The organism is Paenibacillus sp. FSL H3-0310, assembly GCF_038002785.1.
In the GTDB taxonomy this organism is placed as follows: domain Bacteria; phylum Bacillota; class Bacilli; order Paenibacillales; family Paenibacillaceae; genus Paenibacillus_AQ; species Paenibacillus_AQ odorifer.
Genome location: NZ_JBBODC010000001.1, coordinates 153,045 through 172,730 on the forward strand (window position 1 = coordinate 153,045; position 19,686 = coordinate 172,730).

General features: G+C 44.2%; 17 protein-coding genes and 1 other annotated feature. Of the genes, 14 read left to right on the forward strand and 3 right to left on the reverse strand.

What is annotated here, in order from left to right; all coding sequences use genetic code 11:
- The first annotated feature begins 23 nt into the window (after positions 1 to 23).
- From MHH63_RS00870 to arsC, 7 genes are all read left to right on the forward strand, one after another.
- Positions 24 to 1,985, forward strand: coding sequence for an ABC transporter ATP-binding protein/permease (locus tag MHH63_RS00870; protein ID WP_076128781.1), 1,962 nt, complete (start codon positions 24 to 26; stop codon positions 1,983 to 1,985).
- A gap of 28 nt (positions 1,986 to 2,013) precedes the next feature.
- On the forward strand, positions 2,014 to 2,682 hold the full coding sequence (locus MHH63_RS00875) for a response regulator transcription factor (protein WP_341171128.1): 669 nt from the start codon (positions 2,014 to 2,016) through the stop codon (positions 2,680 to 2,682).
- The gene (locus MHH63_RS00880; protein WP_076219256.1) at positions 2,683 to 4,026 is read left to right on the forward strand and encodes a sensor histidine kinase; all 1,344 of its coding nucleotides are present in this window, start codon (positions 2,683 to 2,685) and stop codon (positions 4,024 to 4,026) included. It begins immediately after the preceding gene.
- A 42-nt stretch (positions 4,027 to 4,068) separates the two neighbouring features.
- Entirely contained in the window at positions 4,069 to 4,470 is a 402-nt protein-coding gene (locus MHH63_RS00885; RefSeq protein ID WP_339188563.1) for a GNAT family N-acetyltransferase, read from the forward strand.
- A gap of 82 nt (positions 4,471 to 4,552) precedes the next feature.
- A complete protein-coding gene (locus tag MHH63_RS00890; protein WP_076185465.1) occupies positions 4,553 to 4,879 on the forward strand; it encodes an ArsR/SmtB family transcription factor in 327 nt (108 codons plus the stop codon).
- 128 nt (positions 4,880 to 5,007) lie between these two features.
- Positions 5,008 to 6,297, forward strand: coding sequence for an arsenic transporter (locus MHH63_RS00895; RefSeq protein WP_076128777.1), 1,290 nt, complete (start codon positions 5,008 to 5,010; stop codon positions 6,295 to 6,297).
- A gap of 21 nt (positions 6,298 to 6,318) precedes the next feature.
- Positions 6,319 to 6,738, forward strand: a complete 420-nt coding sequence (gene arsC, locus MHH63_RS00900; RefSeq protein ID WP_341171129.1) for an arsenate reductase (thioredoxin) — start codon at positions 6,319 to 6,321, stop codon at positions 6,736 to 6,738.
- An 18-nt stretch (positions 6,739 to 6,756) separates the two neighbouring features.
- Here arsC and MHH63_RS00905 read toward each other — a convergent pair whose 3' ends face one another.
- On the reverse strand, positions 6,757 to 7,941 hold the full coding sequence (locus MHH63_RS00905) for an oxalate decarboxylase family bicupin (protein WP_076128773.1): 1,185 nt from the start codon (positions 7,939 to 7,941) through the stop codon (positions 6,757 to 6,759).
- 164 nt (positions 7,942 to 8,105) lie between these two features.
- Here MHH63_RS00905 and MHH63_RS00910 point away from each other — a divergent pair, with 164 nt between their 5' ends.
- The 4 genes from MHH63_RS00910 to MHH63_RS00925 all read left to right on the forward strand — a co-directional run bounded on the left by MHH63_RS00910 (position 8,106) and on the right by MHH63_RS00925 (position 14,137).
- A complete protein-coding gene (locus MHH63_RS00910; RefSeq protein WP_341171130.1) occupies positions 8,106 to 8,960 on the forward strand; it encodes a copper amine oxidase N-terminal domain-containing protein in 855 nt (284 codons plus the stop codon).
- Between the two features lie 55 nt (positions 8,961 to 9,015).
- The gene (locus MHH63_RS00915; protein WP_339188559.1) at positions 9,016 to 10,572 is read left to right on the forward strand and encodes an SAM-dependent methyltransferase; all 1,557 of its coding nucleotides are present in this window, start codon (positions 9,016 to 9,018) and stop codon (positions 10,570 to 10,572) included.
- 45 nt (positions 10,573 to 10,617) lie between these two features.
- Positions 10,618 to 10,878, forward strand: a binding site (T-box leader).
- A gap of 81 nt (positions 10,879 to 10,959) precedes the next feature.
- The gene (locus MHH63_RS00920; RefSeq protein ID WP_341171131.1) at positions 10,960 to 12,639 is read left to right on the forward strand and encodes a glutamine--tRNA ligase/YqeY domain fusion protein; all 1,680 of its coding nucleotides are present in this window, start codon (positions 10,960 to 10,962) and stop codon (positions 12,637 to 12,639) included.
- Between the two features lie 205 nt (positions 12,640 to 12,844).
- Positions 12,845 to 14,137, forward strand: coding sequence for an Nramp family divalent metal transporter (locus MHH63_RS00925; RefSeq protein WP_076219332.1), 1,293 nt, complete (start codon positions 12,845 to 12,847; stop codon positions 14,135 to 14,137).
- Positions 14,138 to 14,231: 94 nt separating this feature from the next.
- Here the strand turns inward: MHH63_RS00925 and MHH63_RS00930 are convergent, their stop codons facing one another.
- Positions 14,232 to 15,389 (reverse strand): N-acetylmuramoyl-L-alanine amidase, encoded by a 1,158-nt coding sequence (locus tag MHH63_RS00930; RefSeq protein ID WP_312151008.1) that lies wholly within the window; start codon positions 15,387 to 15,389, stop codon positions 14,232 to 14,234.
- 149 nt (positions 15,390 to 15,538) lie between these two features.
- Here MHH63_RS00930 and MHH63_RS00935 point away from each other — a divergent pair, with 149 nt between their 5' ends.
- Together MHH63_RS00935 and MHH63_RS00940 are read left to right on the forward strand one after the other, a co-directional pair.
- Positions 15,539 to 16,546, forward strand: a complete 1,008-nt coding sequence (locus tag MHH63_RS00935) for a TIR domain-containing protein (protein WP_175617364.1) — start codon at positions 15,539 to 15,541, stop codon at positions 16,544 to 16,546.
- The gene (locus tag MHH63_RS00940) at positions 16,543 to 16,782 is read left to right on the forward strand and encodes a hypothetical protein (RefSeq protein WP_036680302.1); all 240 of its coding nucleotides are present in this window, start codon (positions 16,543 to 16,545) and stop codon (positions 16,780 to 16,782) included. Before MHH63_RS00935 ends, MHH63_RS00940 begins: the two co-directional genes overlap by 4 nt.
- A gap of 61 nt (positions 16,783 to 16,843) precedes the next feature.
- On the opposite strand, the gene MHH63_RS00945 is transcribed toward MHH63_RS00940, so the two are convergent.
- Entirely contained in the window at positions 16,844 to 17,929 is a 1,086-nt protein-coding gene (locus MHH63_RS00945) for an LLM class flavin-dependent oxidoreductase (RefSeq protein ID WP_076128762.1), read from the reverse strand.
- 246 nt (positions 17,930 to 18,175) lie between these two features.
- On the opposite strand from MHH63_RS00945, the gene MHH63_RS00950 reads away from it, so the two are divergent.
- Positions 18,176 to 19,528 carry an outer membrane protein assembly factor BamB family protein gene (locus MHH63_RS00950; RefSeq protein WP_076128760.1) on the forward strand — a complete coding sequence of 451 codons (1,353 nt, stop codon included), beginning with the start codon at positions 18,176 to 18,178 and terminating at the stop codon, positions 19,526 to 19,528.
- The last annotated feature ends 158 nt before the right edge of the window (positions 19,529 to 19,686 follow it).

Below are 19,686 nucleotides of genomic sequence, written 5' to 3' on the forward strand. Positions count from 1 at the left end.
GACCAGGAGAGGAAGAGAAACAAATGAAAATATTAGAAGTTAAACATGTAAAGAAATCATATACTTTGTATGGTAAAGAAAAGGTACCAGTACTCCATGATGTGAATCTAAGCTTTGAGACAGGTGAATTCGTCTCTATTCTAGGTGAGTCTGGCTGCGGAAAGTCCACACTGATGAACATCATTGGGGGAATGGACTCCGATTATGAGGGCGAGGTCCTTGTCCGCGGAAAGAATTTAAGCACGATGACCGAAAAGGAAATGGATGATTATCGTAAGAACAATATTGGTTTCGTTTTTCAAAATTTCAATCTGATCCCGCATCTATCAGTTTTGGAGAATGTTACAGTGGCGATGCAGATGACGGATACCAGTGAGAAGGACCGTAATAAACGTGCTATAGATATTTTGACTGAGGTAGGCTTGAAAGAGCACCTGAAAAAACGTCCCAATCAGCTGTCCGGTGGACAGAAGCAAAGAGTGTCCATCGCCCGCGCGCTAGCGAATAATCCTGATATTATTTTGGCAGATGAACCTACAGGGGCCTTGGACAAGGATACCGGCGATCAAATTTTAGCCTTATTGGACAGCATAGCCAAAAGAGGGATATTGGTCATTACCGTGACCCACTCACAGAAAGTAGCCGACTCTGGTACCCGTATCGTAAAGGTGGAAGAAGGACGGATTAAAGATGATATTCAGTTAAAGGACCGCTCTTTGATTAGTTACGATGGAGGAGAGGGGTCATCCCGGAATCTCAGTTTATTTGCATCTTTTAAAATGGCTCTGCAGAACATGAAACTCAACGCCAAACGTAATGTATTGGTAGCTTTGGGTGGGTCTATTGGTATTTTAAGCGTACTGTTGATGCTTTCCTTAGGGAATGGAATTACGAACTATATGAATGACGAAATTAATTCAAGTATGGATCCTTTACTCGTGGATATAACTAAACCCAGTGAAGAAGCTAAAGGCATGCAAGGTCCAGAGGCAATGATGTTGCCCGGCGAAACGTTTACGGCTGCCGATATTGAAACCATCCGAAATATTCCAAATGTTGATTATGTAGAAACCATCACTTCCATTTCGGGCAAATCTACTATGGTTTATGCAGATCAGACGGTTAGTCTTACACAATTAACAACCTTAACGGATGCTTTTGCTAAAGAGACGATTACCGCAGGGGCTTTTCCAGAGGGCAAAGAGATATTATTACCCGTGAAAACGGCAAGTAAATTAAGCGGAAATGACAGTCCAGAGTCTTTAGTAGGGAAATCGATTTATCTATATATTAATGAAATGGATGCTAAGCATAAACCGATCACATTGGAACAAGAAGTCACTATCTCTGGTATTTATGAAAGCACTGATCCAAGAGCGCAAATGCAACCCACGGGTTATCTTCCAGCGCAGACTTTGGAGCAAATGTATGTTGACAAGGGGATTACAATAGGTCCAATTCAAGTTAATGCTTTTGCAACCGATATGAAATATGTGAATGATATTAATGCAGCCGCTGTTGATGCTGGATTCTCAGGTTCTCAATCGGCAAAAATCATGGAGCGAATCACAACTTATGTGAATATGGCTACTATAGTTCTCTCTGGTATTGCCGGGATTTCACTTCTCGTATCAGGGATCATGATATTGGTTGTGCTATATATCAGTGTAGTGGAACGGACTAAGGAAATTGGGATTCTTCGGGCAATTGGCGCAAGGAAAAAAGATATCAAACGTATATTCTTTTCTGAATCAGCTTTATTAGGTGTATTCAGCGGTATCTTTGCGGTACTCTTTGCCATTGTCATTAGTTATGTGTTAAATATTCTCTTGGACAATGCTTTTGGAGTGAAACTTATTAATCTATCCGGTTATTATGTGTTATTTGGGATCGTTGTGAGTACCCTGATTAGTATTATCGCCGGTTTGATGCCATCCTCTAAGGCTGCCAAACTGGATCCAATGGAATCTCTACGATATGAATAAATAGGTTAGCGGAGAGGAAAATTGAGAGATGAACACGATTCTAGTGGCGGATGATGATTCTCATATCCGTAGATTAATACGATTATATCTTGAAAAAAACCAATTTTACGTAGTGGAAGCAGCAGACGGTCAAGAGGCATTAGACATTCTAGCGCATACAAAGATCGATTTGGTGATTGTAGATGTGATGATGCCAAATGTAGATGGTATTGAATTGACCGAAGATATCCGATCTTATATCGATATTCCAATTCTGATGGTTACAGCTAGAGGAGAATCTAAGGACAAAGTCAGAGGATTTAATGCCGGATCAGATGATTATTTAGTCAAACCGTTTGATCCCATTGAATTGGTCCTGAGGGTAAAATCACTATTAAAAAGATATCATTTAACCTCCTCGAGTGTGATTCAACTAGGCGCAGTGATGATTGATCTGGGGAATTTGAACGTTGTTACGGCTCAGAGAACGGTGGAGTTGAAGAAAAAGGAATGTGAGTTGTTATTTGCTCTGGCGGGTTCGCCAGGGCAAATATTCACGCGTTCTCAGCTCATAGAAAATATTTGGGGTGTCGATTATGAAGGCGACGAGCGTACGGTAGATGTGCATATCAAACGTCTGAGAGAAAAACTTGAATCGATTCCCGAGCTAATTATTTCTACGGTAAGAGGACTTGGATACCGTCTGGAGTTGGCCTAAATGTTGAAAAAAAGCCTGCGTCTGCGTATTGTCATTACGTTCATTGGGATTGTGATCGTCAGCTTAATGATCTCTTTTTTGCTAAATGTACGGTTTTCCGAAAATAATGTGACCCCAAACCATATCTTCATTAGAGTAGCTGGAGACGTAGCCAAAGTGCTTACCCTAATCGATGATCCGGAAAAAGCACAGGCATTTACTAAACTGCTCAATAAATATGGGGTCGATATTGCGAAAGTGAGAGTGAATGAGTGGAGTGATGCTGTTTTTTCAGTGGATAAGGAGAAGGTTGCCGCTCTATTTAAGCCAGATTCCACAGACGCAGTGATGCTTAATGATAAGTCTGGTGTTGCTATTGTTGGCATTCCCATCGTAGATAAGGAGAAAGCTGCGCTCATCATTAAAATTGATTTTTCGTCGAGCTTGATCACATTCAGACGCAACGTGTTTTTTACACTTCTAACGGTTTTAGTCATTGGAAGTTTACTGATTCTCTTGATGTCCGGATTCATTGTTAAGCCTATCAAACGTCTGACGGAAGCAGCTAAAAAAATGGCATCAGGCGATTTATCTGTGCGCTTGACGCATAAAAATCAAGATGAGTTCGGGGAACTGATGGAAAGCTTTAATCATATGGCTAGTGAGCTGCAAAAGATAGACTCTGTTCGTGATGATTTTGTCAGCAATGTCTCTCATGAAATGCAGTCTCCGCTTACGTCCATTAGAGGGTTTACTAGAGCGCTGCAAGATGGTGTCGTTCCAGTAGAAGAGCAAAAAGAACATCTGGATATTATTTATCAGGAAACGCTGCGCTTATCCCGCCTAAGTGACAATCTGCTTAGATTAGCCTCGCTTGATTCAGAACATCATCCGGTTAATCTCACCACTTTTCAGCTGGATGAACAGTTAAGAAGAGCGATCGTTCTGGCGGAGCCACAATGGGCACAGAAAAACATTCAGATAGAATTAGATTTATTGCCCTGCGAAATTACGGTGGATAAAGATTTGTTTGATCAAGTCTGGCAAAACCTTATCAATAATGCTATAAAATATACAAGCCAAGAGGGTATCATTCATGTCGAAATCGAGCGTTCTATAGCGTTTGTGAAGGTTTCTATTAAAGATTCTGGTCAAGGCATACCAGAGGCAGCATTGCCCCGCATTTTTGATCGTTTTTATATGGTGGATAAAGCGCGGAGCAGCGTTCATAAAGGGAATGGACTTGGATTATCCATTGTTTTAAAAATTCTAAAAATGCATGATTGTAAAATAGAAGTGGAGAGCAAGGTTGGGGAAGGAACCCAGTTTATCGTCTGGATCCCTGTCTCTCAACCCTATGAATAGTTAACGGGCTGAAGCTTAAGGCAAACGCAGACCCTTTCATTTGTGAACCAAGCAATAGAAGACTCTCAAAAAGTTCCCAGAACTCGGTTCGCGCAAGCCATAGTTGCAGTAGGAACTGAACATTTGATCGGCATGATTGAATTAAATATTAGAAGCCATACGGACAGAAGCGGCGAAATCGGCTATATTGTCCATCCTGATGCCTGGGGACAGGGAGTCGCTACAGCAGCGGCCAGACGAATGTTGAAATTTGGCTTTGAAGAACTGCAACTACATCGAATATATGCGACCTGTGACCCTAGAAATAGCGGATCATCCAAGGTACTCACCAAGATAGGTATGACTTATGAGGGAAGATTAAGAGATGCTTTGCTTATTAAAGATGGATGGCGGGATTCTTTGATGTTCAGTATGTTGGAGCATGAGTGGACGGTAGCCCGCTAAAAATTAACTCTTGCTTCCGATTGGTAAGTTCACTAGAATATAAGTATTAGCTTATATACTTTCGAGAGGAGGAGAGAAGGAAATGCAGACACTAATGGAAATTGCTGAAGACTTGAAGCTGTTCGGAGATAAGACACGATTGGCAATGCTTTCTCTTCTGAAAGAGCGGGAATGGTGCGTGTGTGAATTCGTTGATATCTTTGACATTTCCCAGCCGGCGATTAGCCAGCATTTACGGAAATTGAAAAGTAGAGGAATCGTTAGGGAAAGCAAGCGGGGACAGTGGGTACATTATTCGTTAAATGTCGAGGATAAACCACATCTTAAAGCTGTTCTTCAACAGATGCCTAGTTCCAAATCGATATTGGCTGAACTGAATAAAGAGGCTAAAGAGCCATGCTGCGACTAAATTTCAGGTAAGGATTTTTTTGATTTATATATAATCATATAGTTATATAATGATGTTGGATTGAAGTCACATGCTTATATAGGAGTGTTGAAAAAGATGTGGATTTGCAGTAAAAGGAGGATGGCACTTTGGCTATTGTAGCTATCCTTATATTTTTAGTAACTTTAATCCTTGTAATCTGGCAGCCCCGTAATTTATCGATTGGATGGTCAGCCTGCGGTGGCGCGATCATAGCTTTGCTAGCTGGGGTAGTCAGCTTTAATGATGTTCTGGATGTAACGCAGATCGTGTGGAATGCTACTTTAGCGTTTGTGGCTATTATTCTGATTTCTTTAATTCTGGATCGAATCGGATTTTTTGAATGGGCTGCTTTACATATGGCGCGGGCTGCCCGCGGGAATGGCAGACGAATGTTTGTGTATGTCATCGTTCTTGGTGCGTTAGTGTCTGCATTTTTTGCGAATGATGGAGCGGCTCTGATTCTTACGCCTATTGTGCTTGCGATGGTAAGGGCATTGCATTTTGATGAGAAAAAAGTCTTTCCGTTTATTATCGCCAGCGGTTTTATTGCCGATACCACCTCACTGCCGCTCGTGGTCAGCAATCTGGTCAATATCGTATCAGCGGATTTTTTCGGAATTACGTTTATGGAGTATGCAGGCAAGATGATTATACCTACGTTGTTCTCCCTTGTTGCGAGCATCGTGGTGCTCTATTTCTTTTTTCGCAAAAGTATTCCCAAGCATTTTAACGATTCACAGCTAAAAGATCCGCATGAGGCGATTAAAGACAAAAAAATGTTCCAGCTGTCATGGATTGTATTGGCTGTTCTTTTGGTAGGGTATTTTGTCAGCGAATTTTTGGGTATTCCGGTATCTGTGGTTGCGGGGATCATAGCTATTTTGTTCCTGCTTCTCGCGAGAAGAAGCCCTTACGTCAAGGTGAAAGAAGTGATTACCGGAGCGCCTTGGGCGATTGTGTTCTTTTCTATCGGAATGTATGTCGTAGTATATGGACTTCGAAATGTTGGGCTGACGGATTTACTTGCTAAGATGATTGGGTCTATTGCTGATCAGGGCTTATTTGCCGCAACGATGGGTATGGGCTTCATAGCTGCATTGATCTCATCGCTGATGAATAATCTGCCTACCGTTCTGATTGACGCGCTTGCCATTGATGCGACGCATACCACTGGAATCATTAGAGAGGCTTTAATATATGCGAATGTTATAGGTTCGGACTTAGGACCGAAGATCACTCCAATTGGCTCACTCGCCACACTACTGTGGCTACATGTACTTTCGGCTAAAGGCGTGAAGATTTCTTGGGGAACGTATTTTAAGACAGGTATTATTTTAACCATTCCAACGTTATTTATTACGCTTTTAGGTCTTTATATGTGGTTGTTGATTAACTAATTTGGACAGGGGAAGATCAAGATGAACAAGAGAACGATATATTTTTTATGTACAGGGAATTCCTGCAGAAGTCAGATGGCTGAAGGCTGGGCTAAGCAATATCTAGGAGAAGAATGGAGTGTGTACAGTGCAGGTATTGAAGCTCACGGTCTAAATCCAAAAGCTGTACAAGCGATGAGCGAAGTAGGCATAGATATTTCCGGCCATACTTCGGATATTATTGATGCTAATCTGCTGAATAATGCGAATCTGGTCATTACCTTATGTGGAGATGCTGCGGATAAATGTCCAATGACCCCTCCGCAGGTCAAACGGGAACACTGGGGCTTCGATGATCCGGCAAAAGCGCAAGGGAGTGATGAAGAGAAGTGGGCAGTGTTCCAGCATGTGCGTGACCAGATTGGTGAAAGAATCAAACAATTTGCGGAGACTGGTGAATAAGCAAAGGGAGAAAGTAACCTATTCCTTTAACTTAGGGTATTTCACCACTGGCCATTTCACTTTCCGTAAGGCATTGATCACTTCGGGCCCAACGTTCAAATTACTTTGAACCAATTCATGGGGAGTGAGAGCCATCCATTGGTTCAGAGAGACGTCGGCAAAACGGTCACTTTTGAACATTTCGAGGAACCACAACGATTCTTCTCCTGTATTCTGAATATAATGTCCAAATGCAAAAGGAACATACCCAACATCGCCAGCCCTGTAATTAAAGGTACGTGCTGCACCGTTTCCGGCAAACACAGTCATCCGTCCTTTTCCGGTAAGATAATATTGCCACTCATCGTTGTTGGGGTGCCAGTGGAGTTCTCTCATTCCTCCAGGTTCAATCTCTACCAGTGCAGCAGCCACGGTCTTGGAGACCGGAAAGTTGCTGGAGTCAACGATTCTGACGCTCCCGCCAGGAGTCTTTAATGGAGGCTGTGCCAACAGCGAATGTTTGAAGCTCTGTGGAATTTCTCCATATGGCGATTGCACCTTTTGGCTTTGTAATGAGCCGGGAACTTGATCCTGATAAATGTAAACCTGTTCAGTGGGGATGGAGTCGAAGGCCTCGGCAGGTATTCCAAAGTTAGCTGAAAGTACCTCTTTGGGCGTATGGGCGAACCAATCGGAAATAGACAAGGTATTCAGATCAGAGAAGCTTCCGTCGTCGAAGACAAGGAGAAATTCGCAGCCTTCTTCAAGACCTTGTATAGAGTGAGGAATACCCGGCGGAAAATACCATAGATCACCAGGTCCTACATCTGCTATAAAGTTCCGTCCATTCTGATCCACAGCAGTAATCCGGGCGCGGCCTAACAGCATATAAGACCATTCCGCTTGCTGATGCCAGTGAAGCTCTCGTACTCCACCGGGGGTCAGGCTCATATTCACACCTGCCAGTGTAGTTGCGATAGGGAGTTCTCTGACGGTTACTTCTCTGGACCAGCCACCATGATTAAGCTGCATATGCGCGTCGGAGAAAGAAAATTTCAAATTGGGAACCAGGCCCGCATCAGTCACCGGAGGTACGAACATATCCGGATTCTCAAGATCCCGCATAACATCGCGGGGTCCTTTATCTAATCCCCCTGTGCCATCGCTTCGGATGGGCTGGGGGATGTTTGTTTTGTTTGCCGAATCCTGTCCAGCAGAAGTCATAAGATGTTCTCCTTTCTTGTTCCTTAAGAGTTCAATGAAAATATATGCGGAATGCTGTCTTTTATGATGGATAGCAGAAGTGGTACAAGTTGACATGTGTAGGGTCATCATTGATTATTACTAATAGAGGCTAAGGTTCTAGATGAACTGGAGAGGGGTTTGTGATGATTCACATCAAGGAGTCCTTACAACGATTAGGGAAAATAAAAGCTTACGTAATAGGTCTATTAGTGATTATGTTCGCCGCGGGATCTGCGGTTACACCTACATCGGTGTCGGCAGCTGTCCAGTTAGGGACACAGGTAATGCCACTGTCATACGGGGGATATTACGTGCTTTTTCCAGGTAAACTCGCCCCTTATTTCAAAGCAGGTAAATTAATGGTGCCGATTCGAGCCTTCTCCAATGCGATTGGCGCAGATTTGCTCTATGACGCTCTGAGCAAGAGTATTACTGTTTCACTGCTGGACCGATCGGTAGGAAATATTAAAGCAGGGCAGCTAGAGGCAGATTTTAATGGGGAGACCGTAGATTCATTAGGCGTTGCTCCAGAGATAAAGGATGGCACTCTGTTTGTTCCGGCGTCCCCCATTTTAGAAGGGCTTAAGTCTTTTCGCTGGGAATTGCAATTTAATAATGTGAATAAATTAACCCTTGGCATTGGAGCCAGAAAAGGGGAGGAATGGGTGAAGCCTGAGGCAGATCGTGCGCTTGCTCCTTATCCACTCGAAACGACAGCACATCCGTATCCGTTATATCCTACTATGCTAACGCAGGCTCAATCCGGGAAAGAATATAGATTGACCTTAGGCGTGCAAAATACCTCCGGATTCATCATCCCTAAAGGAAACGCGGAATTAGAGCTGGTGAGTGTGGACAGTAAAGGGAATTCTTTTTATCAAACGTTGAAAGGACCTGATTCCTCAACCTCCAAGGCGGCATTATTATCATTTTCCGTTACCATTCCAACAGAGGCTGAATACGTCATTTTCAGGTCACGCACATTGAGAGCGCAATAAGGCAATTGCTATAGATTATTCCAACAAGCTAGACAGAGAGCGGGTAAAGAAACAGATGACAGGTAACAAAGAGCAGCAATATCGCTTCAGCGAAGCACCGATTTGGGAATTGCAACGAACATATTATGAAGAGCAGGGATTAAAGGCTTGGAATAATGATCAGGTCCCGCAGTACATCACGAGTAACCCTATGATTGCGACAGCATACGCAGAGATGATCTTTGGATTTCTGCAAGACCGGGCTGGACAAGGGCATCTCTCAGAGACCGTTACGATTCTAGAACTTGGAGCGGGAGCAGGCCGGTTAGCCTTCCATGTGCTTAAAAAGTTATGTGAAATCGTAGACTACGCAGATATTCCTCTTCCTCCTTTTCGTTATGTGATGAGTGATTTGCCTTCCAAAAATATATCCAGCTGGCAGCAGCACCCGAGCCTACTTCCTTACGTAGAGCAGGGTATTTTGGACTTCGCTCGTTTTGATGCTGTGCAGGATGTAGAACTACATTTAGTACACGCTAAGCTCAGCATTCGGCCGGGTGATTTACAGCAGCCATTGGTGATTGTGGCAAATTACTTTTTTGACAGCATTCCGCAAGAATTAATTTATGTGGATGAAGGAAAAATATATGAATGTGAGGTTTCGATCCAGTATTCGGCGGAAGTTGATCCGGATAACCCCTCCGATGCGCTCGGCAAAATCATCCCGCAGTACCATTATCGGCGTGCGGCTAGTTATGAAGAGGAGACTTATCCCTATCATGACGTTATAACGCTTTATCAGCAGAAGCTGGAGGATTCACATATACTCTTTCCGGTGGTGGGGCTTACTTGTCTGGAGCGGCTTGCGCGGCTCTCTACAGAGGGATTCGTGCTGCTTACAGCGGATAAGGGTGACCATCGCTTAGAGAACTGGGAATTTGCAGAACCTCCATTGCTGATTCATCACGGAAGCTTCTCTTTGACCGCGAATTATCATGCGATAGAGCATGTGCTGAAACAAAAAGGGGCGCATTCAATATTCACCAGTCATCATTATAAAAACCTGAACATCGGCTGTATTCTTATGCTACCAACACCGCTGAGCTATACAAACACTCGGCTGGGTTACAAGCGGTTTATAGAACGTTTTGGCCCGGATGATTTCTTTAGTATGAAGGAATGGATGGATCAGCAATTAGATACGATGGGGCTGCAGCAAATTTTGGCCTTTTGGCGTTTGGGTGGGTATGATGCTGAATGGTTTATCCATAGCGCTGAACAAATTTCGGAGCTGCTGCCGGGTGCCAGTGATGAAGAAATGCTGGATCTACAGCGAGGTATACAGTTGATGTGGACGGGCTATTATCCGATGGAACAGAGTTATGATCTGTCGCTAGATGCGGGGTTGCTGCTGTATGAAATGGATAAATTCGCGGAAGCATTGGGTTACTTAGAACGCTCCATGCATGCGATCACGGAAGAACCATTGGCATCAGTGCTTTATAGCATGGCAATTTGTAACTACGAGCTAGGAGCTGAAGCTGCTGCATTGGAATACGCGCGTAGAGCTTTGGCTGCAGAGCCTGACAATGAAGTAGTATTGGAACTTCTAGCGGCGCTGAGCGGGGAATAAGCACATTTACATAGGGTTATCTTTTTGGTATCCTATACAAAATAATCAAACGCGATGACGAGAAGAGTACATGAAATCATTCCTTCACAGAGAGCCCTGGATGATGAGAACAGGGTAAGGGGGATTTTATCGAAACAAGCCTCTGAGCGGCATATCGGAACCGGATTAAGGGGATGGTATGACGGGAGCTCCTGTTATAGAGCTAGAGTATAAGCACTGCGTAAGATGTTTTGCCGTACTTGATGAGATTAATATGGCGACATATTAATGAACCTGGGGTGGTACCGCGAGAATTTCGTCCCCAAGACCATAAGTCTTGGAGGTGAGGTTCTTTTTATTTTGCAGATTAAGCAGGCGGATATCACTTATAAACAGGAGGTAACACCAATGAACGAGGAACCGGAAGTATTAGCAGAGAGTTACATCGACAGATTGATTCAAGAAGAGCTGGAAGCAGGGACTTACAGTAGAGATATTTGCACGAGATTCCCACCGGAGCCTAACGGGTATCTGCATATTGGCAGTGCGTATGCTATTCATACGAACTATACGACTGCGAAAAAGTATGGCGGGAAGTTCCATTTGCGCTTTGATGACACCAATCCTTTAAAAGAGGATCTGGAGTATGTAAATGCCATCATCGAAGATATTCAATGGATGGGCTATCCACCGGACTATATTTTTTATGGATCAGACTATTCTGAGAAAATATACAATAGCGCAGTTACGTTAATCCGAAAAGGAAAGGCGTATGTCTGTGATTTATCACCTGAAGAGGTGACAGCCTATAGAGGGACGCTTACGGAGCCGGGAAAAAACAGCCCGTTCCGGGAGCGTTCTGTGGAAGAGAATTTGCGGTTATTTACGGAGATGAAAGCTGGAGATTATCCAACGGGAGCCAGAGTGTTGCGGGCTAAAATAGATATGAGCTCACCTAATATCAACTTACGTGATCCGGTGATTTACAGAATCATTCATGCGGAGCATTATAGAACGGGTAACGAATGGTGTATCTATCCGATGTATGATTTTGCCCATCCTATACAAGATGCTATCGAAGGGATTACGTATTCCTTATGCTCGATTGAATTTAAGGATCATCGGCCGCTCTATGAGTGGGTATTGAAGGAGCTGGATATCCCTGAGGCTCCTAAGCAAAGAGAGTTTGGACGGGTGAACATCACCGGAGTTGTGACGAGTAAACGGTATATCAGACAACTGGTTACAGGCCATTATGTGGATGGCTGGGATGACCCGAGACTTCCTACGCTTCGCGGTTTACGCAGAAGAGGTTTTACGCCGGAGAGTATCCGGAATTTTGTGAAGGAAATTGGCTTTGTCAGAAATAGCACCATTGTGGATATTGCCATGTTAGAGCATGCGCTTAGACAAGATTTGAAGGCAAAGGTTCCAAGTGTGATGGCTGTTCTTAAGCCTTTAAAAGTGGTCATTACTAATTATCCTGAAGATCATAACGAAGGGCTGACGATTGAGAATAACAGTGAAGATAAGTCACTGGGAGAAAGAGAGGTTCCTTTTTCACGGATCCTTTATATTGAACAAGAAGATTTCATGGAGGAGCCGCCAAAAGGGTATCACAGGCTGACTATGGGGAACGAAGTAAGGCTGAAGGGTGCTTATTTCATAAAGTGCAATGAAGTAATCAAGGATGAAGTTACAGGAGAAATCCTAGAGCTTCGCTGCACCTATGATCCGAGAACGAAGAGCGGAAGCGGGTTTAATGAACGGAAGGTTAAGGCAACCATTCACTGGGTATCGGCAGACCAGGCTATCAAGGCTGATGTTCATCTATATGAGCGGCTGCTAAAAGATAACGATGGTCCTAAAGAAGACGGTGAGCGCTGGGACGCGTATCTTAATCCGGATTCCTTAACGGTCCTGAAGGATTGTTTGCTGGAGCCATCGATGGGCAACGCAAGACCAGAGGATAAGTTTCAATTGATCCGGCATGGATTTTTCTGCGTGGATAAGAAGTATACCACGGCAGATAAGCTGGTGCTGAACCGGATAGTACCGCTGAAGGACACATGGAAGAAAAATTCATAAGCAGCTTAAGCTGGGCGAAGATCGGGTAATTCCTGATCATCGTCCAGCTTTTTTTGTGCCTAGTCGTTGGTGAACAAGCAAATGAAAATTCCATATGAAACATGTTTACATTTTTCAGAAATAAGCATATACTTTAAATATAAGTTGCACAGGGGAAACTTTCGTGTATATAGACAACTTTTTCAGGGCAAGAGGAGGAATTGAAATGCTCGAACAAACTTTAGTAGAACAACCACATATAAAACAACATAAGAACTCGATTTCAGCACAAGCCGTACTTAACGGGGAGATCAAAGGGATTAAACGATTACTTCCTTTTCTAGGCCCAGCTTTTATCGCTGCTGTTGCTTATCTGGATCCAGGTAATTTTGCCACCAATATTACGGCGGGCTCCAAATATGGATATCTCTTATTGTGGGTGATCGTGGCCTCTAATCTAATGGCTGTGCTAATCCAAGCGTTATCCGCCAAGCTGGGGATTGCGACAGGCAAGAACTTGCCTGAGATCGCCCATGATCGTTTTCCGAAGAGTGTATCGATCTTCTTATGGATTCAAAGTGAGCTAGTGATTATAGCTACGGATCTGGCAGAGTTTATCGGGGCGGCATTAGGACTATATCTCTTATTTGATATTCCGATGCTGCCAGCAGCACTGATTACTGCGGTGGGCTCATTTGCTATCTTAGAGCTGCAACGCCGGGGATACCGCTCCTTAGAGGCAGGGATTGCCGCGATGATCCTTATAGTCGTATTAGCCTTCGCTTTTCAAGTTATTGTAGCTAAACCGGATATGGGAGCAGTTGCCGTAGGCATGTTTACACCTAAGTTTGAAGGGGTGGACAGCATCCTATTGGCCGCAGGAATTCTAGGTGCAACCGTGATGCCACATGCGATTTACCTGCATTCATCACTTACACAGAACCGTATCGTCGGGGTGAATGAATCGGAGAAAAAACAGATTTTCAAATTGGAATTTATAGATATTATTATTGCGATGATTATCGCAGGTGCAGTAAATCTGGCTATGGTTATTGTCTCCGCGGCATTGTTTTTCAAAAATGGTCTCGTGGTTGAGGATCTGGATGTCGCGTTTCAACAATTTGGTCACTTAGCTGGGCCAGTAACGGCGATCTCGTTTGGGTTGGGACTACTCATTGCGGGACTGTCGAGTTCCTCCGTAGGGACTATGGCTGGCGATGTGGTTATGCAAGGCTTCATCAACAAAAGAATTAACCTGTACTTGCGCCGTGCGATTACCATCATTCCGCCACTAGCGATCATTGGTTTTGGTGTGAATCCAACCAAAGCACTCGTGATCAGTCAGGTGATCCTGTCCTTTGGGATTGCGTTCGCGTTGATTCCGCTGGTTGTGTTTACAAGCAATCGCCAGATTATGGGCGGGTTAGTGAATCGCAAAATGACAGCCACTCTGGGCTGGATTATCTCTGGTCTGGTTGTATCGTTGAACTTGTTCTTGGTCTATCAAATGCTCGTATAAGGAAGCAGTCAAAAGAGCCCGACCCACAGATCTCCTCAGATCATACCTGAGAGATACATGGGTCGGGCTTTTTTTGGAGTGTTGTTCCAGCCAGTTATTTAAAATAATCCGCAACGCCTTCAGCGATGGCTTTAGCCGCTTTTTTCTGATAGGAGGCCTTGCGGACAATGGACTCGTCTGTAGGATTGGTAAGGAATCCAAGCTCAACCAAGGTAGCTGGAATCCGATTCTCCCTTAGGATGTGATAATCGCCAAAGGACAACCCGTTGCTTTTCAGACCGATGCCTTGCCCCAGCCGGGTTTCAATCGCCCGCGCCAGCTTCAAATCATCCGCTTCTGAATAAAAGAAGGTCAACGTTCCGGACACATTTTTAGGTGAAGAATTATAATGAACGCTTACAAAAGCATCAGCACGCAGGGCTTGGCTCATCTGAACACGACGAGCTAACGTCGGCTTCTGATCGTCTCGGGTGCGCGTCATCTCTACCCGTGCTCCTTTAGCAACAAGAGCATCGCGGACATAAAGTGCAGTATGCAGATTCAAATCTTTTTCCATGGTGTTATATGTAGTGCCAAGCATGCCCGGATCACTGCCGCCATGACCAGGATCGATGACGATCAGCTTTCCTCGTAGTCCGCCTTTATGCTGGACGGTGCTTATGCTGCTTGTACTGCTTGTACTGCTTGATGTGCTTCCACTTCGGATATACTGCTCTGCCACCCAACCAGTTTCACCGCTGACTGTGCGAATTCGAGCCCAGCCGTTCTGATGAAGAAGGAGAGTGACTGTATCCTTGGCTTTTAAAGAACCGAGCACCTTATAGTGAGTTCCTGGGCCACTTCGGATGCGCAGAGAATCAGCCGTGACTGTAGCCTTTGAAGTTCTACTAGAAGTATTGGCTGATGTTGACGAGGCAGTATTGGTTTTAGTAGCAATAGACGTTCCAGAAGCGCTGGATTGCAGGGAGTTGCTGTTCACCTTTTTTAGGTAATAACCCGCTACCCAGCCAGAGGTGCTCCCCGCCTTAACCATTAACCATCCGTGCTGCTCATCAGTCACAGTAACCCGAGCCCCATTCTTAATTGATCCTACAACAGTTGCATTCTTAGCCGGTTCATCGCGTACATTTAAAGAACTCGCATATACCTGTGCGGTATAACTTCCCGCTGCTGTCTTTGCTTCAGCAGACTGTGGCGCTGCTATACCCAAAAGGCAAGCTGTGAGCAGGGTGACACCTATCATTTTGTTCATAGTATCCTCGCTTTTTGAGAGTAGTCGTAATTCCTTACCCAATTTACGAGGTTTAGAATAATATTTTTTGAGAATATGGCCTCTTTTCTGGTGGTCTAAAGACTTGTATAATTATTACATATCGGGAAAGAGGATGAAGGAGCATTGCCGTGACTAAACCAAAGCTATTCATTGGATCTTCCAGGGAGTCTATACGTTATGCAAGAGCGATTCATGAGCAGCTGAAGAGGGATGCTGAAGTGCATCCTTGGTATGCCAACGCTTTTCGGGCGAATGAATACACTATGGAGGCGTTGGAGCGAAATTTGGATGAGAGCGATTTTGCCGTATTTGTGTTCTCGCCAGATGATGTCGCCAAAATCCGTGGTAAATATTATTATGTGACCCGCGATAATACGGGGTTTGAAATGGGTTTGTTTTGGGCTAGATTACGGCGCAGCCGTGTTTTTTGTCTAGTGCCTGATCAGGTAACTGCGCGTGATGATCTCATCCCTGGAGAAAATGTAGAAGAATATCATCTGCTATCTGATTTAGCGGGAATTACATCTTTAGAGTATGAAGTGCATCACGATAATCCTACGGCTGCTGTGGATGTGAGCTGTGGTAAGATTATTGATAGTATTCAAGAACGTGGAAGATTCCGTGACCCGCTTAAAGATTTAGAGCAGCTAAAGATGGATTTAAGGCGCAAGGAAAGTATCCTTCATTTTTTTTGGCAATATAATAGTAATGTGACCATCTCCGAGAATGGAGATAAATATCACGCACTTAGTGAGGCGATACGCAATTCCTTTTTACCTCCGAAGCATTGTCGTGTAATCGGTGCAGCCATCTGGCAGGCACAAGAGAAGGAACAACTTGTTCAGGTGGGGGGGAATGTCGGACGCGGTCACTCCTATCCCTTGTCTGTAACGAAAGGGAATGAGAAGCAGCCTAGTGTGGTAGATGCATTTTTATCGAGTAAATGGACTTTTTTTCAACGCACGGAAGTTGCAGAGGTATATATCCTATGCTATCCTCTAGGTAAGAAGTATGTTCTTTCCGTTCATTTCTCAGGAAGTGATGGATTATCTGCAGATGATCTTAAGGCGGTAGTTGGGAATAATCAGGATTTATTCCGTACCATCAATCATTTAGTAGGAGAGGATTCAGCATGAAGAGAATAAAAGGTATTAACAGCTTATCCGATGCTGTTCTCCGATCTGCGAGTGGTGGGAGCAGGAGTGCAGGCGGCGATGACAAAAGCACCAAAAGAAAAGCGGGCTCGAGTCATTCTGCTCAGCAGCCAGCTTCAGCTCAGATTTATACTGCACCTTCTTTGGACGGCGGAGACGACGAATATAAGAAGCTTATCAGCGGAAAAGTAGATAATAATAAACCATCCTTTGCGTGATTTTTTTTATAAAAAGGGGGCCTCAGCCGTTGGCTTGAGGGCCCCTTTTTGGTATTCCATTCTAACGGCTGTTCTTCTTGGCGATCTCACGCCGTACTACAGGTGCAACCTCTGTTGCCAAAAGTTCAATGGCTTTGGCTACCTGAGCGTAAGGAAGGCCGCCGATATCGAGCTGAGTCATAAAGCGGCTATGACCGAACAGCTCATGCTGATAGAGAATTTTTTCGATAATTTGCTGCGGGCTGCCCACAGCCATCGTGTTATCAGCAGATACATATCGCCCAAAGTCATCACGAGACACCTTGTACTCTTGACCCGGTTTTGGACTGATAGAGTTACGGTAACTATAGTAGTAAGGGTAATATTCATCCAAAGCCTGCTGTGAGGTTTCAGCAATGTAACCGTGGCTAGTGATCGCAATCTTTAGATCCTCAGGTGGATGTCCTGCTTGAATTCCGGCACGCCGATAGGTTGCGGCAAGCTCTTGAAAAGGCTCTGGACTGCCGCTTAGGATGGCGATAGCCATTCCGGTCCCGAGCATCCCGGCCTTCTCCGCGCTTTCTGGAGAACCGCCTACACCAATCCAGAGCGGAAGATTCTCCTGTAATGGACGTGGAGCAATCTCCGAATTCTTCAGCGATGAACGGAAGGCGCCCTCCCAGTTCATAACTTCATGTTTGTTAAGCTCCAAGAGTAAATTGATGTTCTCGGAAAATAGACGGTGATAATCTTCAAGCTCATACCCGAAGAGCGGAAAAGACTCCACAAAAGCACCACGCCCCGCAATAATCTCTGCACGTCCATTCGACAGCAAATCAAGTGTGGCGAAATCCTCGAACACCCGTACAGGATCAATGGTGCTTAATACGGTTGTTGCGCTCGTTAGTTTAATTCTGTTAGTAACCTGAGAAATGGCAGCCAGCACCACTGGCACCGAAGAAATTACAAAATCAAGACGATGATGCTCACCTACACCAAATACATCAAGTCCCGCCTCATCTGCCAGCTTAGCTGCAGCTACAACTTCGTCGAGACGTTGTTTTGGACTGATCTTCTTCCCTGTATGACAATCCGCTACGATGTCTCCTAAGGTATAGATACCAAATTCAAAATCGGATGCTGGTGCTGCGGTTGCTTCGTTACTCATGCTCACAAACCCCTTGTTATTCATATATTTGCTAAAGCCTGTCCGTGTATGGAGGAATGTGATTATTATAACACAATGACTTACAAAATGTAAGTTTGTGAGTAAATGTTTTGATTTCTTCTGTTGTTTTTGACAAAATGGAATAATAATCCATAAGGATTGTGTCCTGCTCGTCCAATATTATTATATTTGATTTTAACAAGCTATCCAAATGAGGCAGTTACTTATATGAGGAGGAGTTTGGTGGTGAGAGGAACAATATTGAAATCTTATCTTCGTACTGCAGTTATTGGTTTAGGGGTATTGCTTATGGTAAATCCGGTACAAGCAGCTGCGGTTGATCCACACACCTCTTTTATAGGCTCGAATGGTGATGATTACTATGCAAACCTGCCTGCTGCGAAGGTTGAATGGTCAACAACAATGGATTTGCCAGCTTTGAAAGATGTGCCGTCGGATTATATCATGGGTAAGGGTGTTGTTGCAGTCGGAGCGGGCAAAGCTTTTATCCTTCAAAAGGGTCAGCTTTTAGCGATTAACGTCCAGACTGGAAAAGTAATGTGGAAATACGGCTCCAAATTAACAACGCCGCTGCTCTATCAGGATGGCGTGGCTTACGTCACTTCGGAGGCAGGTACGATCTATGCAGTTAACGCGGCTACGGGCAAAAATAAATGGAGCTCATCGGCAACCAGTAAAGGTGTCAGTAAATTGTTAATTGATAAAGAGCAGCTATTCGCTGCTAATGGCGATATTCAAGCCTACAATCTGAAAGATGGCAAGTTGCAGTGGCGCGATAATTTCAGCGAAATGCTGTTTGAACCATTTATGGTTGAGGGGAATCTGGTGCTAGCTCAAAACTCAGAATCCGGAGCATATACTTATGACATTTTACATGCGTTTGATCGAACAACAGGTAAAGAGCTTTGGAATAGTGGTAATCATAGTCTTCCGATTGCAGCAGAGGGGACTACGCTTATCTCACAACGGGAAGCTACATTGGTAGACCCTCTTCCTTTGACGACACTCGATCATTTGGATGTGAAGACAGGTAAGCTTGTAAAGGCTGTAGAGTATAACCCCGCTCATATAGATCCTAATCATCCGAAACCAGAAGAAGAATATATGACTAGCGGAGGCAGAGCCTGGATCATTGGGGACAGGATATATATTGGGGGACAAAAAGGAGTCTATGGCTACCCAGTAAATGTTGATCCAGCTGCCGTAACACGAGATAATTATTCGTATGAATCCATCGGAGATAAGTTATCCTACGCGGCGGGTCCTTATGATGGAAGAATTCTTTTTAGTAACGAACAGAGCATCTATGGTGTTAAAATGTCTAATAAATCTGTGTTCCAGTACGGAGGAATCAGCAATCCGATTGCCCGCTTCGATCTGCTCGGACATGGCATGTATGTTGCCCAGACCGATGGGAAATTGGTTGCTATTGATCTAATTACCGCCAAACCTATCGTGCAGCTCAAAACATCAGGTAGAGTATTCGGCCCAACCTTGCTGGAGGATGGGATGATTATTGTGCAGAGTAAAGGGAAGTTAACTGCTTTCAAGGAGCCTCAGGCTCTGAAAATGAAATAATCGAATCTACAACGGCTCTCCGATAAACATCCGGCAGAGTCGTTTTTTAGTGGAATGATTCCACAATCCCAGTGCGAAAAATACAAATCTATTTTATGATAATAAGGTTATAGTATGAGTAGACTGTAAGTTAACGAAATTACATAGAAGGACCGAGG